Origin of the sequence: Mycobacterium sp. IEC1808 (assembly GCF_002101935.1) — a bacterium.
In the GTDB taxonomy this organism is placed as follows: Bacteria; Actinomycetota; Actinomycetes; order Mycobacteriales; family Mycobacteriaceae; genus Mycobacterium.
In genome coordinates, this window is the sequence record NZ_LQPV01000004.1 from 22,284 (window position 1) to 38,821 (window position 16,538).

General features: G+C 66.7%; 18 protein-coding genes and 1 pseudogene. 8 read left to right on the forward strand and 11 right to left on the reverse strand.

Going from position 1 to position 16,538, the window contains the following annotated elements:
* From AWB92_RS00825 to AWB92_RS00870, 10 genes are all read right to left on the reverse strand, one after another.
* Window positions 1-648 carry a Dabb family protein gene (locus AWB92_RS00825; protein ID WP_085183643.1) on the reverse strand — a complete coding sequence of 216 codons (648 nt, stop codon included), beginning with the start codon at window positions 646-648 and terminating at the stop codon, window positions 1-3.
* The gene (locus tag AWB92_RS00830) at window positions 641-988 is read right to left on the reverse strand and encodes a hypothetical protein (protein ID WP_085183644.1); all 348 of its coding nucleotides are present in this window, start codon (window positions 986-988) and stop codon (window positions 641-643) included. Before AWB92_RS00830 ends, AWB92_RS00825 begins: the two co-directional genes overlap by 8 nt.
* A 68-nt stretch (window positions 989-1,056) precedes the next feature.
* Window positions 1,057-1,983 (reverse strand): alpha/beta hydrolase, encoded by a 927-nt coding sequence (locus AWB92_RS00835; protein ID WP_085183645.1) that lies wholly within the window; start codon window positions 1,981-1,983, stop codon window positions 1,057-1,059.
* Entirely contained in the window at window positions 1,980-2,801 is an 822-nt protein-coding gene (locus AWB92_RS00840; RefSeq protein WP_085183646.1) for an IclR family transcriptional regulator, read from the reverse strand. The genes AWB92_RS00835 and AWB92_RS00840 overlap by 4 nt, the downstream gene beginning before the upstream one ends.
* A 179-nt stretch (window positions 2,802-2,980) precedes the next feature.
* Window positions 2,981-3,424 (reverse strand): nuclear transport factor 2 family protein, encoded by a 444-nt coding sequence (locus AWB92_RS00845; protein ID WP_173817317.1) that lies wholly within the window; start codon window positions 3,422-3,424, stop codon window positions 2,981-2,983.
* A 13-nt stretch (window positions 3,425-3,437) separates the two neighbouring features.
* Window positions 3,438-4,904 (reverse strand): FAD-dependent oxidoreductase, encoded by a 1,467-nt coding sequence (locus tag AWB92_RS00850; protein WP_085183647.1) that lies wholly within the window; start codon window positions 4,902-4,904, stop codon window positions 3,438-3,440.
* The gene (gene bphC / locus AWB92_RS00855; RefSeq protein WP_085183648.1) at window positions 4,901-5,809 is read right to left on the reverse strand and encodes a biphenyl-2,3-diol 1,2-dioxygenase; all 909 of its coding nucleotides are present in this window, start codon (window positions 5,807-5,809) and stop codon (window positions 4,901-4,903) included. Before bphC ends, AWB92_RS00850 begins: the two co-directional genes overlap by 4 nt.
* Window positions 5,810-5,829: 20 nt before the next feature.
* On the reverse strand, window positions 5,830-7,014 hold the full coding sequence (locus AWB92_RS00860; RefSeq protein WP_085183649.1) for an acyl-CoA dehydrogenase family protein: 1,185 nt from the start codon (window positions 7,012-7,014) through the stop codon (window positions 5,830-5,832).
* A gap of 154 nt (window positions 7,015-7,168) precedes the next feature.
* Window positions 7,169-7,981 (reverse strand): mycofactocin-coupled SDR family oxidoreductase, encoded by an 813-nt coding sequence (locus tag AWB92_RS00865; protein ID WP_085183650.1) that lies wholly within the window; start codon window positions 7,979-7,981, stop codon window positions 7,169-7,171.
* Complete coding sequence (locus AWB92_RS00870; protein ID WP_085183651.1) at window positions 7,981-9,606, reverse strand: NAD(P)/FAD-dependent oxidoreductase; 1,626 nt, start codon at window positions 9,604-9,606, stop codon at window positions 7,981-7,983. The genes AWB92_RS00865 and AWB92_RS00870 overlap by 1 nt, the downstream gene beginning before the upstream one ends.
* Window positions 9,607-9,736: 130 nt before the next feature.
* Here AWB92_RS00870 and AWB92_RS00875 point away from each other — a divergent pair, with 130 nt between their 5' ends.
* The 7 genes and pseudogenes from AWB92_RS00875 to AWB92_RS00905 all read left to right on the forward strand — a co-directional run bounded on the left by AWB92_RS00875 (window position 9,737) and on the right by AWB92_RS00905 (window position 15,117).
* On the forward strand, window positions 9,737-10,054 hold the full coding sequence (locus AWB92_RS00875) for a 2Fe-2S iron-sulfur cluster binding domain-containing protein (protein WP_085183652.1): 318 nt from the start codon (window positions 9,737-9,739) through the stop codon (window positions 10,052-10,054).
* 6 nt (window positions 10,055-10,060) lie between these two features.
* Window positions 10,061-10,894 carry a mycofactocin-coupled SDR family oxidoreductase gene (locus tag AWB92_RS00880; protein WP_085183653.1) on the forward strand — a complete coding sequence of 278 codons (834 nt, stop codon included), beginning with the start codon at window positions 10,061-10,063 and terminating at the stop codon, window positions 10,892-10,894.
* A gap of 8 nt (window positions 10,895-10,902) precedes the next feature.
* Complete coding sequence (locus tag AWB92_RS00885) at window positions 10,903-11,694, forward strand: SDR family NAD(P)-dependent oxidoreductase (RefSeq protein WP_085183654.1); 792 nt, start codon at window positions 10,903-10,905, stop codon at window positions 11,692-11,694.
* Window positions 11,694-12,562, forward strand: a pseudogene (locus tag AWB92_RS00890) (LLM class F420-dependent oxidoreductase). Before AWB92_RS00885 ends, AWB92_RS00890 begins: the two are co-directional and overlap by 1 nt.
* Window positions 12,559-13,062: a nuclear transport factor 2 family protein gene (locus AWB92_RS00895; protein WP_085183655.1), complete on the forward strand. Its 504-nt coding sequence runs from the start codon at window positions 12,559-12,561 to the stop codon at window positions 13,060-13,062. The pseudogene AWB92_RS00890 and the gene AWB92_RS00895 overlap by 4 nt, the downstream one beginning before the upstream one ends.
* Window positions 13,063-13,140: 78 nt before the next feature.
* Window positions 13,141-13,728 (forward strand): PaaI family thioesterase, encoded by a 588-nt coding sequence (locus AWB92_RS00900; protein ID WP_085183656.1) that lies wholly within the window; start codon window positions 13,141-13,143, stop codon window positions 13,726-13,728.
* A 117-nt stretch (window positions 13,729-13,845) separates the two neighbouring features.
* On the forward strand, window positions 13,846-15,117 hold the full coding sequence (locus AWB92_RS00905; RefSeq protein WP_085183657.1) for an amidohydrolase family protein: 1,272 nt from the start codon (window positions 13,846-13,848) through the stop codon (window positions 15,115-15,117).
* A gap of 35 nt (window positions 15,118-15,152) precedes the next feature.
* Here the strand turns inward: AWB92_RS00905 and AWB92_RS00910 are convergent, their stop codons facing one another.
* Window positions 15,153-16,019 carry an alpha/beta fold hydrolase gene (locus tag AWB92_RS00910; protein WP_173817318.1) on the reverse strand — a complete coding sequence of 289 codons (867 nt, stop codon included), beginning with the start codon at window positions 16,017-16,019 and terminating at the stop codon, window positions 15,153-15,155.
* A 74-nt stretch (window positions 16,020-16,093) separates the two neighbouring features.
* Between AWB92_RS00910 and AWB92_RS00915 the strand changes: the two genes are divergently transcribed.
* Window positions 16,094-16,531, forward strand: coding sequence for a cupin domain-containing protein (locus AWB92_RS00915; RefSeq protein WP_085183658.1), 438 nt, complete (start codon window positions 16,094-16,096; stop codon window positions 16,529-16,531).
* Window positions 16,532-16,538: the final 7 nt, after the last annotated feature.

Genomic DNA, 16,538 nt, shown 5'->3' on the forward strand with positions numbered 1-16,538 from the left:
TCACAGCAATCCTGCCGGCGACCCGATTGCAGTGTTGCTTCGGCAGAAACTGTGGCAGACCCGATCACGCACGACGACGTCGGGACATTCGGGATCGAACCATCGGTCCACGTAGGCCCAGTGAATCGGATGCATGAGGTACGCGCCGGTCAGCCCGTTCGGGTCGGTGAAGTGCTGTTCGAACACATGGGTCCAGGCCGACGCGCCGATTGCCGCTTCCACGCGGCTGAGCTGCCAGTCGGTTATCGAGCGTACATACCGAGGCATGAGTCGCAGGTCCGCCTCGAACCGCGCAACGGTCGCCGCGTCGGTACCGGGCACCACGGTCAGCAGCAAGGTGCGATAGACGGTCCCGGGTATCGCTGACCGGCCCGTGCTGGCGGGGCAACCGGAGTAGGTGGCCCCGTTGACGCGACGGACCGCGGGGTCACCGAGGACGTCGTCGAAGAGCGCCGCAACAGAGTCCCATTCGGTCGCATCAGTGAACCGCAGGTGCATGAGGATATCGCCGCCGTTGCGGGCACCCGGGAGCGTCGGTTCCACCAGAACGCGTTCACCGCGTATCTGCGCGGCCGCGCCGCGAAGTGTCGCCAGCACCCGGTCGCGATCTCCCTCGGCGACGTCGAGCAGCCTCGTAACGCTATACATCGCAGAGTCCATCCACGTCGTCCGCGGCCGCTGCGAACGACCGTGATCGATCCTGCACCAATTCGGCAATGCGCGACCACCATTCGCCCAGCGCCGGGTCCGGCCTGCCCTGCCAGGTCATCTCCCACCACGCCGGCACGCTCGGCAGCGTCCAGGTGACGGTCACCGTGTTCGGCTGGTCGTCGAACCAAATGGGCGGGCTGACCAAGACGTCCCGCAGCGTCATCCCGCGATCGCGCGCGCCGGGCGCATACTCCGAGAGGTAGGTGTCGACGAACCGGCGCGCACAGCCCGGCTTGGTGATCACACGGTCGATCACGAAGATTTGGCCGTCTGCCATCACCCGACCGTATGGCACGCAGCGAACGGCGCGCGTTCGGTTCCCGGCCATCGGGATGCGTTAGGCACCTATCGCCGCAACATGTCAGCGAGCGCGGCGGCGGCCTCCTCCCGGGCCCGGTGCGCGAGATCGAGCATCGGCATCGTCATGAAGCCGTGAATGCCGCCGTCATAACGCAATTGGACGGTCGGCACGCCGGCGGCCTGTAACGCCTCCCCGAACATCAGTCCCTCGTCGCGTAGCGGATCGTGCCCGGCGATGACCATCACGGCGGGTGGCAGCCCATCCAGCTCGGCGTTCATGGGTGTTGCATACGGGTGCTCTCGGTCGGCCAGCGACGGCACGTACTGATCCCAATACCACTGCAGCGCTGGCCTCGGGTTGTAGAAACCGTGGCCGAATAACCGATAGGACTCGTTGTGGAAGTTTGCCGCCACAACCGGGTAGATCAGGAACTGGGCAGCCAGCGGGGGATTGCCTCGGTCGCGTGCCATCAGCGCGGTGACGGCGGCCAGGTTGCCACCGGCGCTATCGCCGCCCACCGCCAGGCGGTCGGCTTCGCCGCCGAGGTCGGACGCGTTGCGCGCCGCCCATCGGACGACGGTGTACACATCGTCGGCCGCTGCCGGCCAGCGGTGCTCCGGCGCCAACCGGTAATCCACCGAGATCACCACGGCGAGAACGCGGTTCGCGATGTCACGGCAAAGCGCGTCGTGGCTGTCCAGGTCGCAGAACACGAAACCCCCGCCGTGGGCGTACACAAGAATCGGCAGGCTCGTGTCCCCGATTTCGGGCCGGTAGACGCGGACCGGAATATCGCGGCCGGGCCCGTCGATCATGCAGTCGCGAACCTCGGCGACGGGCTGAGGCTTGGCGGGTGGCACGAACCTGGATCGGATCAGCGCCCGGGCCTCCGCACCGGTCATGGTGTGCACCGGCGGGAAGCCGGCGTCGAGCATCTCGATCACCGGTGCGATCTGCGGATCGAGGGTCACGCGTACTGGAGCGCCGGCCGAACCGGGCGCAACGGCCTCAGCGGCTGCAGCGTCGGCGCGACGCGCTGGGGGCCGTCCTCGACGTTCCGCCAGATGCCCATCGCGGTCATGCGCACGGGCGCGGTCAGTCGCTGGTCGAACATCATGCGGTTCATCGGACCACACACCGAGACGGCGGCCATGACTTCTTGGCCCTCACCCGGGCCCCCGCCGATCGGCGCTGCCACGCAACCGAATCCGAGCAGCGACTCCTCCCGTTCGAAGGCGACCCCGTGGGCGCGCACCTTGGCCAGCTCGACCGCGAGCTGCGCGCCATTGGAAATCGAGTATTTCGTCTTGCGAACCCGCAGATCGAGCTGGGGATCGTCGTCACGGTAGGCCAGGATCGCCTTCCCTACGGCGGTACAGTGCGCGGGCTGGCGACCGCCCACACGGGTGGGTATCCGCTGATCGCCGATCTTGTCCAGGTAGACGACGTCCGCGCCGTCGAGGACCGCCAAGTGCACGACAAGCCCTGTGGCGCGGTGTAATTCGCCGAGCAAGGGGCCGGCCGCCCGCACCAGGCGATCCTGGTGCACGGCCAGCGATCCCAGCTCCACCAGGCGCATGCCCAGCTCGTAATCGCGGCCGCTGCGGCGAAGCCACCGCAGCTGCACCAGGCGCTCTAGCATGCGGTGCGCCGACGACCGCGGCAGGCCGGTGCGGCGCACAATCTGTGCCAGCGTCAGCCGGCCCGGTCCGTCGAATGCGTCGAGGACCAGTGAGATGCGGTCGATGACGGCCGTCGGGGTCTCGACGCTCTTGACGGCTGATGTCATCGGTCCTCCATGTATCTAGCAGGCATATTACTAATAGTCATATAGTTCTAGCACACAGATGTGGCCGCTGTCACGCACGCGGCCGTGAACGTAACGGGACGGCGGAATTTGGCAGGCTTGTTGGGCGGGTGTCGCGACCGCGGCGTGGCGCCAAGCGTTCGAACTGGGTGCCGTTACCTTTATCCGCGGAAGACGTCGAGCGAGCCGACGTGGGCGCGATTGGTCTTCAGCCGTTCCTGCAATTCCCACGTTCCGTCGGAGCGCCGGTGCCACGTGTCCCTGTAGTCGCCGAGCGTGTAAAACCTTGTCGCGGGGTTTGCGTCCGAGCTCAGGTGAACATCGTGGACGTAGGCACGGGTGATCGCGGTGTCGCCGTCGACATCGATGACCACGTTGGCGAGAAGGTGTTGGGTCGGACCGCAATGGTCGAGAAAGCCGCGGATCAGCTCGATCATCGCCGCGCTTCCGCGCAGGCGGCCGGTCCCGAAGTCGCCCTCGGCGTCATCGGCCAAGATCTCGGCGATCGCGGCCCAGTCGCGATCGTCCATCGCGCGGGCGAACTGCTTCAACGCGCGTTCGATGTCACGCTCGTCGAGCAGAATTCGCAGTCGATCGCTGTCCATGGGTCGAGAAGGCTCAGCCCTTGGCGGCCGACCGGCCCGCGCGGCGGCCGTAGAAGCTGCCGTCGCCCAGCGAGATGCCGCTGGCGTAACCCCACGCGGCCAGTCCCGCGGTCGACCGGCCGGCGGCGAAGAGCCCCGGGATGGGCTCGCCGCTGACGTGCAGGACCTCGGCCTCCAATGTGGTCGCCAGCCCGCCCAGCGTGAACCCTCCGGTGTTCTCCCGCAGGTCGATTGCCCCGACCGGGGAACCGATCGGCCTGAGCCACTCGGGCTTCTTGTGCAGGAGTGGATCCTCGCCGCGCGCGGCGCCCTCGTTGTAGGCGGCCACCGTCGCCTGCAGCGAACCGGGGGCCAGGCCCATGTCGCGCTCCAGGTCGGCCACGGTGTCGGCCACCCAGGTCGGCTGGCGCAGCATGAATTTGGGCGACCACGACGCCATCGCCTCCTGCTGCGCGTCGTCGTCGATGATCAGGTACGCGACGTTGTCCTGCTGGTACAGCGTCAGCTGCCCGACCCGGCCCGGGTAGGTGTCCTCGGGGACGTAGCGCTGGCCGCGGCCGTTGACCAGGATGCCGCGCACCAGTTGCTGGGGATCGATGAAGATCGCGACCTCGGTCGCGTCCATGTGGGCCAGATCGGCGCCCAGCGCCTGCGCCATCCGGATCGCCTGCCCGTCGTGCTGCTCGATCGAGGCGGCCGGCCGCCCGGCAATCCGCGGGGCGTACCGCGCCACCATGGCGTCGTTGTAGGCGAAGCTGCCCGTCGCCAGCACCACCCCGCGGCGGGCCCGAACCGTCATCTCGGCGCCGTACTGGCGGGCGCGGAGGCCGACGACCCTGCCATCGGACTCGACGATCAGGCTTTGCACGCGGACGTCGTAGAGCGCCCGCGCGCCGGCCGCCGCGGCCGTCTCGACGAGGGGCTTCATCAGCATGTAGCCCGCGCTGGCTTCGCCCTGCTTCTTGTTCTGCATCTGCGGGACGTGCCCGCGCGGGGCGGGGGAGGCGATGGTGTTGAACGGGTATGCGTTTTCGCCGCCGCTATACATGAGGCCCTGGTCGCCCATCGGCTCCCAGCCGGGCTCGGAGAAAAACTCCGCCTTGAACGGCACCCCGCAGCCGACGAGCCAGTCGAAGTGGGCGACGCTGCCCGCGCAGTAATCGGCGATCCGGTTCTCGTCGGCGCCGGGTCCCATCGCCACGTTGAGGAAGGCGGCCATGTTGTCGACGGAATCGCTGAAGCCGCAAGCCTTTTGCAGCGCGGTGCCGCCGCCGAGGTAGATGAAGCCGCCGGCCATGGCCGCGGCACCGCCCCACGACCCGGTGCGCTCCAAGACCAGCACGTCGGCGCTGGACCGGACCGCCTCGACCGCGGCGGCGGCGCCCGCGACCCCGTAGCCGGCGATGACGACGTCGGCCTCCTGATCCCAGGAGGCGATCGACGATGCCGGGACGGGTGTGACGTCCGCGTCGGGCGTCATAGCCGCATCGCCGCGGGCATCTCGCCGACCCACTGGTGACCCCAGTAGCTGTCCGCGGTGATTTCCTCGGCGGTGTAATACGTTTCGTCGACACGCATGCCGTCGGTGCCGAACTCGATGTCCCAGTCACCCGGCGCGCGGACATAGAACGACACCATCTTGTCGTTGGTGTGGCGCCCCAGCGTGGAGGACAATTGGAACCCCTCGGCGTTGACCCGGTCCAGCGCCTGGCCCACCGCGTCGAGGGTGTCGACCTCGACCATGATGTGAACGACGCGGGGGTCGCGCAGGTGCGCGGCCGGCACGATCGCCAGGCTGTGATGACGCTCGTTGATGCCGAGGAAGCGCACCCGCACCGGACCGAACTCTTTCGGCAACGGCACCCGGAAGGCGCCGCGGGAGCGGAAACCCAGTACCTCGGTGTAGAAGTCGAACAGCGCGTTGGGGTCCATCGCGGGCAGCACGACATGGCCGAGGCCCTGATCGCCGGTGACGAATTTCGCGCCGAACGGCGTGATCACCGGGCTGTGGTCAAGCACCGGGCCGTGGAAAACCTCCAGCGTGTGGCCGGCAGGGTCTTCGAACGCGATCGCCTCTTCGACCCTGCGCTCCTCGGCCTCGTCGACGGAGAGCTGCTTGAACGCGACGCCGGCGCCGTCAAGGGTGGACTTGGTCCGTTGCAGCGCCGCACGATCGCGCACCTCCCAGCCGATGGTGAGCACCCGCTCCGTTTCGCCGGGCACGACGGCGATCCGGGCGGCCCGTTCGTCCATCCGCAGGTACAGCGCCGAGGGGTCGGATCCCTTACCTTCGGCGAAACCTAAGACGTCGAAGGCGAAATGCCGCCAGCGATCGACGTCGTTGGTCGAAATGCTGATGTAGCCAAGGCTTTTGAGGTCGCTCATCGCGTGCTCCTAGTTCGCCGTTAAATCAACGCCCGCAGCGGGCCTTCCGGCGGGTCGATGCCCAGCGAGCTGAGCGCGGACGCGTGATAAGTGGTGCCGGGGACATGGATGGCGTGCATTTGACCGACATGCACGTCTCGCCAGTAGCGTTGCAGTGGCTTGTCCATCCGTGACGCATTGCCGCCCGAACGGGCGAAGATTTCGTCGACCGCCGACACCGCGCGCCAGACCGCACGGACTTGAGTGCGGCGACCGGCCGCGCGGTCCGCGAACGACACCTCCTTGCCGGCGGCGACCATGTCGTAGATGCGGTCGGCGTTGGCGAGCAGTTCCTGGCGGGCGGCGTTGATGTCGGCGGCGGCCTCGCCGACGGCGTACATGACGTACGGGTCGTCCTTGATCGCGGTACCGGTGGCGCCGACTCGCTCCCGCTGATAGTCCAGGTGCGCGGCCAGCGCTCCCTCGGCGATGCCGATGGTCGCCGCGGAGATGCCCAGCGGGAACATCGTCGACCACGGCATCAGATACAGCGGTTCGGTCATGCCGGCCTCACGCTGCGCGGTGCCGTCCATCACCTTGGTCGCGTCCATGGTGCGGTAGGTCGGGACGAACGCGTCCTTGACGATGACGTCCTTGGAACCGGTTCCGCGCAGCCCGACCACATTCCAGGAGTCCTCGACGATTTCGTAATCCTTGCGGGGCAGGATCATGTGCAGCATCTGCGGCGGCATGATTGGGATGCCCTGCTCGTTGCCGAGCATCGCGCCCAGGATGATCCAGTCGCAGTGGTCGGTACCCGAGCTGAACTGCCAGCGGCCGTTGAAGATGTAGCCGCCGTCCACGGGCTTGGCCACGCCCTGCGGCGCGTACGGCGAAGCCATCCAGGTGTCGACGTCGTCGGCCCAGACCTCGGCAGCGACCTTCGGATCGGCATAAGCCAGCTGGTAGGGGTGCACGCCCACCACACCCACGATCCACCCGGCGGCTGGATCCAGGGCCGCCGTGGCCATCACCGTCTCGGCGAACTCGCGGGGGTGGGCCTCGAAACCCTGGTACTTCTTGGTCTGCAGCAACCGGATCAAACCGGCCGCCTTCATGTTCTTCACCGTCTCGTCGGTAAGCCGGCCGATCTGTTCGGCCATGGGCGCCTGCTCACGCAATTGGTCGGCCATTTCTACGACTCGGTCAAGTACCCGCTCGCTCATTTCATCGTCCTAACGTGTGTGGGCTTATGAATGGTTTACCGCAGTCCAGGCACCGACTTGCCGCTGATCCCGATCAGCGGACGAAATTGCGTCATAACCCGGCATAGGTGCCGTTGTCAACGTCGCGGTCGCCGGTCAACGGCCGCGACGACTCCTAGACTTTCGCGAGCAGGCCGGCGTCGATCACGATCTGGGTGCCGGTGATGTAACGCGCCTCGTCGGACGCGAGGAACACGACGGCGTTGCTGACATCGACGGGTTCGACCCAGGGCACCGGTAACAGGTGACGAGCCGGCAGCACCTCGGCGGCGTCCTCCGCCGTCGGATTGTCCAAGTCGGGCCGCAGGCGTCGAAACGTCGCCTCGTTGAGAACCATCGCGGTTCCGACCGCCCCGGGGTGAACGGTGTTGACGCGGATACCCCGCGGTCCGAGCTCGTTGGCGAGCGTGCGTGCGAGCCCTACGACGGCATGCTTGCTGGCCGTGTAGGCGGCTGTGTTGGCCGTGCCCCGAATACCGTTGGTGGAGCTGACAATGACGACGGATCCGCCTCGCTCGCCCCCGTAGCGACCAATATGGGGCACACTGGCCTTGACGGTGTGCCAGACACCGGTGAGGTTGATATCCAGGACCTGCTGCCAGCTTTCGGCGGTGATCTCCCAAGTAGGGGCGCCCGCCGGATGGATTCCCGCATTGGCGACAACCACGTCGATGCGACCGAGTTCGGCGACGGCAGCATCCACCGCGGCCGTCATCGCGCTGAAGTCGCCGACGTCGGCCAGACCCGTCGCGACGCGCACCCCATGCCGTGCGACGGCGCTCGCGGTCTGTTCGAGGTCGGCGGCCGACTCGGGCATGTCCAGCGCGATGACGTCGGCGCCCTCCTCGGCCAACCGCTCACAGTGGCACCGTCCGCTGCCCCGGGCGGCCCCGGTCACCAACGCCACGCGGCCACGCAGACCAGACATCAGGATCCCTTGATCAGTGAAAATCCCTTGTAGCCGGCCTCGGCGACCTCGGTGCAGATGTCGAGATAGACCCCGAAGCCGCCGATGAAAAGCATGAACACGCGCGGCTTCCCGGGGATGTTCGCTCCGAGGTACCACGAGTTGGCCTTGGTAAACAGGGTGGCGTCGGCCCGGCGGGCGCACTCGGTGACCCAGCCATCGACCGCGTCCGGGGTCGCCTCGATCGCGGTGTAGCCGTGGGCGTCGAGGTAGGCGATGCAGTCGGCGATCCAGTTCACGTGGGCCTCGGCGTGCAACACCATGTTCGCCAGCACCGCGGGAGCCCCCGGGCCGCATACCACGAAGAGATTGGGGAACCCGTCGACGCCCAAACCGAGGTAGGTGCGCGGTCCTTCACACCAGTAATCGCGGAGCCGCCTGCCGGCCCGGCCGACGATGTCGATCTTCGCCAGCGCACCGGTCATCGCGTCGAAGCCCGTCGCGAGCACGATCATGTCGACGTCGTAGTGGGCGTCGGTGGTGTTGATCCCGGTCGCGTCGATGGACTCGATCGGTGTGTTACGCACGCTGACCAACTTCACATTGGGGCGATTGAAAGTTTGAAAGTAGTTGGTGTCGGTGCAGATTCGCTTGGTACCGATCGGGTGGTCGTTAGGGATCAGCAGTTCGGCCAGCGACGGGTCGTCGATGACCCCGCGGACCTTCTCTTCGTAGAACTTGCGGGCCTCGTCGTTGGCGGCCGGGTCGACCAACTGGTCCGTGAAGGTCTTGGAGAACAGCACGCCGCCGAGATCCCAGCGCTTCTCGAATGCCGCGCGGCGTTCCTCGGCCGTGGCCTCCATCGTCGGCTTGGGATACGCCACGTGGGGCGAACCGCCGGAGCTGCGCCATGACGCCCGCCGCCGCTTCGCGTAGTTGGCCTTGACCTCGGCCCGGTCGGCATCGGTGAGAGGCCGATTGCCCGCGGGCACGCTGTAATTCGGGGTGCGCTGGAAGACATAGAGCTGGGACGCGGCTTCGGCGATGATCGGGATCGACTGGATGCCAGACGATCCGGTGCCGATGACCGCCACCCGCTTGCCGGCGAAGTCCACCGGCTCGTGGGGCCACGATGCGGTGTGGTGGACATCCCCGGCGAAGGTCTCCAACCCGGGGAAGGAAGGGGTCAGCGCCGCCGACAAGGGGCCGGTTGCCATCAGGCAGAACCGCGCGGTTACCTGCTCGCCGCTATCCGTGGTCACCGTCCAGCGCAGGCTCCGTTCGTCGACTACCGCCGACGTAACGCGAGCGTTCAGCGTCACGTCGCGGCGCAGATCCAGTCGGTCGGCGACCCAGTGGATGTAAGCGAGGATCTCGGCCTGGGTGGCGTACTTCTCCGACCAATCCCACTCCTGCTGCAATTGATCCGAAAACGAGTAGCAATAGTCCACGCTTTCGACGTCGCAGCGGGCGCCGGGATACCGGTTGAAGTACCAGGTACCGCCAATGTCGGGCCCGCTCTCGAACACCCGGACGCTCAACCCCGCCGACCGTAGCTTGTGCAGCGCGTAGAGGCCCGCGAAGCCCGCACCGACGACAACGGCATCTACTTCGGGGGCCATCCGCGGATCACTGGCAGTCTTCACGGGTGTCTACGGTAGGTCGCGGCGGGCACCGTCAGCCGCGATCTCCCGGTGACCGGACGCCGTGATAACGGCCTCCCAACCATCGGAATGACGCCGCCGCCGCTACCGGCCGGCTCGTAAGAATCGCGGTATGCCAGAAGTCGGAAGGCGCGACACTGCCGTGCACGCCGGCGCGCAGGCTGCCACCGTCGAGGTCGCCTTGGACGGCGAGCTCTATCGGTTGCGGTGGCCGCGCGACAAATCCCTCGTGGACACGATGCTCGACGCGCGAATTGACGTGCCACATTCGTGCCGCGAGGGCCATTGCGGCTCGTGCGTGGCGACGGTGCTGTCCGGGAAGGTGGACTTGGTCGGTGGGGATGTTCTCGGACCCCAAGACCGTGCCGAGGGCTTGATCCTCTGCTGCCAGGCGCGCCCGCTCAGTGACCATGTCCGCGTCGAGTTTTAACGCCGCATGACAGGGCGTCTGGCGGGCAAGGTCGCGCTGATCACCGGTGCGGCGCGGGGGATCGGCCGCGCACAGGCGGTGCGGTTCGCGCAGGAGGGCGCCGACATCGTGGCGCTCGACGTGTGCGGACCCATCGATACCGTGGTGGTCCCGCACAGCACAGTCGCCGACCTCGACCGGACGGCTTCGTTAGTCGCGGAGGCCGGTGGTCGGGTGCACACCGAAACGGTCGACGTGCGGGACCTCGCCGCTGTCCAGGTCGCCACCGACCGAGGCGTGCGGCGGTTCGGCGGATTGGACGTGGTGTGCGCGACCGCCGGAATCACGTCACGCGGTATGGCGCTCGAGCTGGATGAAAAAGCCTGGCGCACCATGCTGGACGTCAACCTCACCGGTGTGTGGCACACATGCCGGGCCGGCGCCCCACACCTCATGGCGCGCGGCGCCGGGGCGATGATCCTCACGAATTCAATTGCCGGGTTGCGCGGTCTGGTTGGTGTGGCGCATTACACCGCCGCCAAGCACGGCGTGGTCGGCCTGATGCAGAGCCTGGCCAAAGAACTTGCGCCGCACAACATTCGGGTGAACTGCGTGCACCCCACCAACGTCGACACCCCGCTGATCCAGAACGACGCGGTGCGCGCAGCGTTCCGCCCCGATGTGGACCGGCCGCCGACTCGTGCCGAATTCGCCGAGGCGGCGCGGACCATGAACATGCTTCCGGTTCCGTGGATCGATGCGGTCGACGTGGCCAACGCGGCTTTGTTCCTGGCGTCCGACGAGGCGCGCTACATCACTTCGGTCAGCTTGCCGGTCGACGCCGGCGCCACCCAACGATAGGGGTAATCATGACGGACATCAGCAAATACGGCCCGTGGGCGGTGATTGCCGGCGGCTCGGAAGGGGTCGGTGCCGAGTTCGCCAAGCAATTGGCGGCCGACGGATTCAACCTGGTCCTGATTGCCCGCAAGCCGGCACCCCAGCAGGACACCGCGCGGCAATGCCGCGAGATAGGGGTCGAGGTGCGCGAGCTGGCGGTCGATCTCCTTGACCCCGAAGCAATTTCAGCGATCATGGCCGCGACGACCGATCTCGAGGTCGGCCTGCTGATCTACAACGCGGGCGCGAACACCTGCAGCGAGCCTTTTCTGGATGCCGACCTCGCTGACTTCTCCCGGGTGATCGAACTCAACGTCACCCGGATGCTGCAACTCGTGCAGCACTACGCCCGGCCGATGCGCGAGCGCGGGCGCGGCGGCATCCTGTTGGTCGGCTCGATGGCCGCCACACACGGCTCGATTCGGCAGTCGGTCTACACCGGCGCCAAGGCCTTCAGTCGGCTGTTCGCCGAGAGCTTGTGGCTCGAATTGCGCGAGTTTGGTGTGGACGTGCTCGAACTCGTGCTGGGGGTGACCCGCACGCCGGCCATGGCACGGCTGGGACTGAACTTCGACGTGCCGGGTCTACGGATCTCGGAACCGGTCGATGCGGCCCGCGAGGGACTCGACCACCTGAGCGATGGTCCCGTGTTCATCGCCGGCGGCAACGCCGAGGCGGTACACCAGGGCAGCGGGCCGGACCGCGCCGCGATCGTGTTGGGCGCGCATCGCACCGTGCAGGAACTCCTGGGCCAGAGATGATGCGGCTCGGATTGGCCACCCCGGTGGTGGCCGGGCTGCCTGGTGTCGCAAGCGAGTGGGAGGCGACCGCCTCGGCCGCCGCGCTGGCCAGTATCGCCGAGGCCGCCGACAGGCTCGAGTTCGACTTTCTCACCTGTTCAGAACATGTCGCGGTGCGCTCGCCGATTGCGCTACCCGCGGAGACACCTACTGGGATCCGCTGGCCACGTTGGGATTTATGGCCGCACGGACCACCCGGATACGGTTGACGACATCGCTGGTGGTGCTCGGCTATCATCATCCGTTGGCGATCGCCAAGCAGTACGGCACCTTGGATCGGCTCAGCGGCGGCCGCGTGACACTGGGCGTCGGCGTGGGCTCGATGGCGGCCGAATTCGACTTGCTCGGTGCGCCGTTCACCGATCGCGGCGAACGGGCCGACGACGCGCTGCGCGCCCTCCGGGCATCGCTGTCGCGACCGGAGCCGGTCTACGCTGGCAAGTACTTTTCGTATTCGGGAATCGCGTTGCGGCCGTTCGCGCTTCAATCCCCAATGCCGATCTGGGTGGGCGGCAGGACGCGACGTTCGCTGCGCCGCGCGGTCGAACTGGCGGACGGATGGATGCCGTTCGGACTGGGCCTCGACGATATCGGTCTGATGCTGACGGCCGTCGAGCTTCCCGAACACTTCGATATCGTGCTTGGCACTTGCGGGGCCCTGGATCCCGCTCACGAGCCCGTGCGTGTCCGAGAACACCTGCGCGCGCTGCGTGACGTCGGAGCCACCGCGGTGACATGCTCGGTGCGCGCCCACTCGGCGGCGCACTACGTCGATCAGTTATCAGCCCTACGGGACCTGGTGAAGGATAAGGAAGGAATCGGGTCATGAACGAGATCGACGATCTTGCGGCACGGCTTCGCCATCTCGAGGACGAACGCGACATCTCCCGGCTCATCGCGTCGTACGGCCCGGCCGTAGATGCCGGGGACGCCGACGCCGCCGCGGGACTCTGGGCGACCAACGGCACCTACGACGTCGAGGGCTGGCACATGGACAGCCGGAACGACGTTCATGCGATGGTAAGTTCTGCGTCCCATCAGAATCTGGTGATTAACGGCTGCTGTCACTTCATCGGGCCGAGCGTCGTGACGGTGACCGAAGATTCGGCGGTGGCGGTCGCCGAATCGCTGGTGCTGGTCCGAGATGGGGAGAGCTACCGCGTATGGCGCTCGACGGCAAACCATTTCGAGCTGCAGCGCATCGAGGGGCGCTGGCGGATCACCAAACGCACCAGTCGCGTCCTCAATGGAGATCCAGGAGCGCGCGCTTTGCTGACTGCTGGGCTCGCCGGTGCGGCGGCACCAGCACTGGGTGCGGGGCCAACGTGAGGGTAAGCGGCTTTCGGCCAAAGCCGTCACCTAACGCGCGATCGCGACGGACCCGGCTGATTCAACGGGCGGCCAGTCGTGGCTGATGACAACGAAGCCGGTAGGCCGGCGGGATATGAGTCGCTCGCCGGCTCCGTCCGTCGGCTCATCGATGTTGCCATCCGCACCGAAGTGGACGGTGCCGTCGTTGCGGCGGCAAAAGCGCACATCGATCGCGCGGTAGGGCTATTGAGCGCAGACCTGATGCCCGGCTCATTCGGGGTGCGCCAAGTCGCCGACGGCCAATCGGTGGCGTCAGGAAACGTCGCGATCGGGCTGCGCAATCCCGTCGCACCGCCCCTGGTGATACACCACGACGCGGAAGGCGTTGTGTGGACCGAGGTCACGCTCGGTGCCGCCTACGAGGGTCCGCCCGGTCATGTTCACGGCGGCGTGTGCGCGTTAATACTGGACCACGTCCTCGGTGCAACCGCACATCGCCCGGGACGCCCGGCGTACACCGGCACACTCACCTTGCGTTATCTGCGAGGAACGCCCTTGGGTCTCCTACGTGCGCGAGCGCGCGTGGATCGCATCGACGGCGCAAAGACCTTCGCGGTGGGCGAGATTTCCGACGGCGAGGGAACTACCGTCACCGCTGAGGGCGTGTTCATCACCCCACGATGACGGCCCGTCGAGGCGACATGACAGGTCGGCTCCCGCTGAGCGAAACGTCTAGCGTTCGATAGCTATCGGCTGGGGGGACTATTACGCTTATCGCATTCCCGTCGAGGAGATGAATTCATGGCCGCGCCTGAGACTCTTTCCCGCTACACCGTCATTTCCGCGGATACGCACGCCGGAGCCGACCTCTACGACTACAAGCCTTACCTGCCCCAGGCGTTTCATGACGACTTCGATGCGTGGGCCAAGACCTACGCGAGTCCGTTTGACGATTTGATCATTGCCACGGCGAAGCGCAATTGGGACAACGAGTTGCGCATTTCTGAGATGAACGATGACGGGGTGGCTGCGGAGCTGTTGCTCCCGAACACCGTTCCTCCCTTCTTCCCGACATCTCCCAACATCACCATCTCGTTGCCGCAGACTCGAGACGAGCTCGAACGTCGATGGGCGGGTGTGCAAGCGCACAACCGGTGGCAGGTTGACTTCTGTTCCCTGGCGCCGGTGCGGCGGCGAGGATTGATCCAGGTTTTCCCCAACGATGTGGACGCCGCATTGGACGAAATACGGTGGGGGAACGAGCAGGATTGCTATGGTGGAGTGTTGTTGCCCGCGGTATCGCCAGGCGATCCCAACGTCGCTCCGCTGTTCCACACCCGCTACGAGCCAATTTGGGCATTGTGCAGCGAACTGGATCTCACGATCGTGCAGCACGGGGGTCCAGGAAGTCCGGCGATGCCCATGGATCAGCCGGCATCGAATGCCGTGCTCATCACGGAAATGGCGCTGTGGGCCCAGCGCACCCTTGGGCACCTGATATTGGCCGGGGTGTTCGAACGCCATCCGACATTGCGGTTCGCGCCCACTGAGCAGGGCACCCTTTGGGTGCAACAGCAGCTGATGACCCTGGATTCGATGGTGCCGACGCTGAAGACGGAAGCCGGTAACCGCACCTACGGCATGTTCGGAGGTTCCTCGGTCGATCAGCTAACCCTGACACCAACTCAGTACGTTCAGCGGAACTGCTACCTGGCCAGCGAATTGACCCCCTTCGAATCAGGCATGATCGACTTCATGGGCGCTGACCACATACTTTGGGGAAGCGACTACCCGCACGAAGAGGGCTTCGCCCCGCATTCGAAGCTGGCCATCCGGTGGGCATTGCACGACAGATCCGAAGACGAATGCCGGAAAATTCTCTCCGAGAATGCTCGTCGGCTCTACCGGTTCGACCTCGACGCGCTGGCGCCGATCGCGGCCGAGATCGGCCCGACGGTAGCTGAAGTGCACACGCCTCTTGAGAAGACCGGATATCACGCCCCCGCCGCATTCGGCTACCGCCCGTTCGAGGGAGGGCTCGCGCTGAAGCGCCTCGCTCCCCAACGCCAGTAGACGCGCGGTCGTCTTCGCCGCGCTCGCGAGCGCACCTAGCGGGAGAGGAAAGCTAGCACCACGCTTTCGAACGCCTGCCTGGCCTCGATCATGGCCCAGTGCCCGGAGTTCGGGAAGATGTGCAGCTCTGCGTTGGGGATGGTGCGCATCGGCAGGAGCGCCATGTCGGGTGGGCTCACCCGGTCGTCGCGGCCCCACGTCAGCAGGGTGGGCGCCGCCAGTTTGTGCATGACCGCCCACGGCATCGGCCGGTCGGAGGCGGCCATGCCGGCGTTCATCGCGGCGAACGCCGCCTTCCCGTACATCCGGCGGGCGGCGTCCAGGGCAACGGGATCCGTCGCGAGCGCCCAGCGTTCCTCGATCAGCTCGTCGGTGACCAGCGACTGGTCGTAGACCATAGACTTCAGCCAGTCGACCAGCCGTTGGCGCGTCGGGTCCTCGACGAACTCCTGCAGCAGCCGGATGCCCTCACTGGGACTCGGGCTGAAGATGTTGGTGCCGATGCCGCCGATGGTCACCAGCCGGTCGACGCGATCGGGATTTCCGATGGCGAAGTTGATGCCGACGCCGCCGCCCATCGAGTTGCCGACGATGTGTGTCTTGCCGACGCCCAGCGCGTCCAGGAACGGCCCGACGGTGCCGAACGCCATGACCATCGGGTGGCCGCCGAAGTCGTCGCTGACGCCGAAACCAGGGAATTCCAGGACCAGGCAGCGGTACTGCTCGGCGAATGTCGGCAATATCCCGCGAAAGTTGCGCCAGCCGGTGACCCCGGGACCCGAGCCGTGCAGGAAGAGCAGCGTCGGCGTCGAATCCGGCCCGCAGTCGTAGTAGCGCAATGCGCCCTTCGGAGTTCCGATTTCGCGCAGGTCTTGTTCGACGAGTTCAGAAGTGTTGGCCACGGATGTCACCCTGCCATGCCGCCGCGGCGAGCGGGAGCGGTGTTCCGCCGATCGGTCATCTAAAGTCTCTGGCCATGTCAGGTCGCTTGCTGATCACAGGCGTCGGCGCCAGCGGGCGCTCGTGCGCGGCGCGCGACGAACCCGTCACGCTGCAAGGGGACGCCGGCCGCGGCGGGCTGCGCTATTCGGTGCTGTACGCGGCGCCGTCCCTGCCGTCCGTTGCGGCCGGCGGGCGGGTCGCGGACCTGCTCGACCTGGTCGTCCCGCCCGGCGCGCTGCGCTGGACGATGATCGAGTACGCACCCGGCGCCGAGTTCGCGATGCACCACACGGACACCGTCGATTTCGACGTCGTGCTCGCCGGGTCGGTGGACCTGATCCTCGACGACGGCGCGCACACGCTCGCCGCCGGTGACAGTGCGGTGGTCACGGGCGTCGACCACGCCTGGCGCGCGGGACCGGACGGGTGCCGCCTCGCCGTCCTGACGATCGGCACAGATCTCCCGGCCTGAAACATTA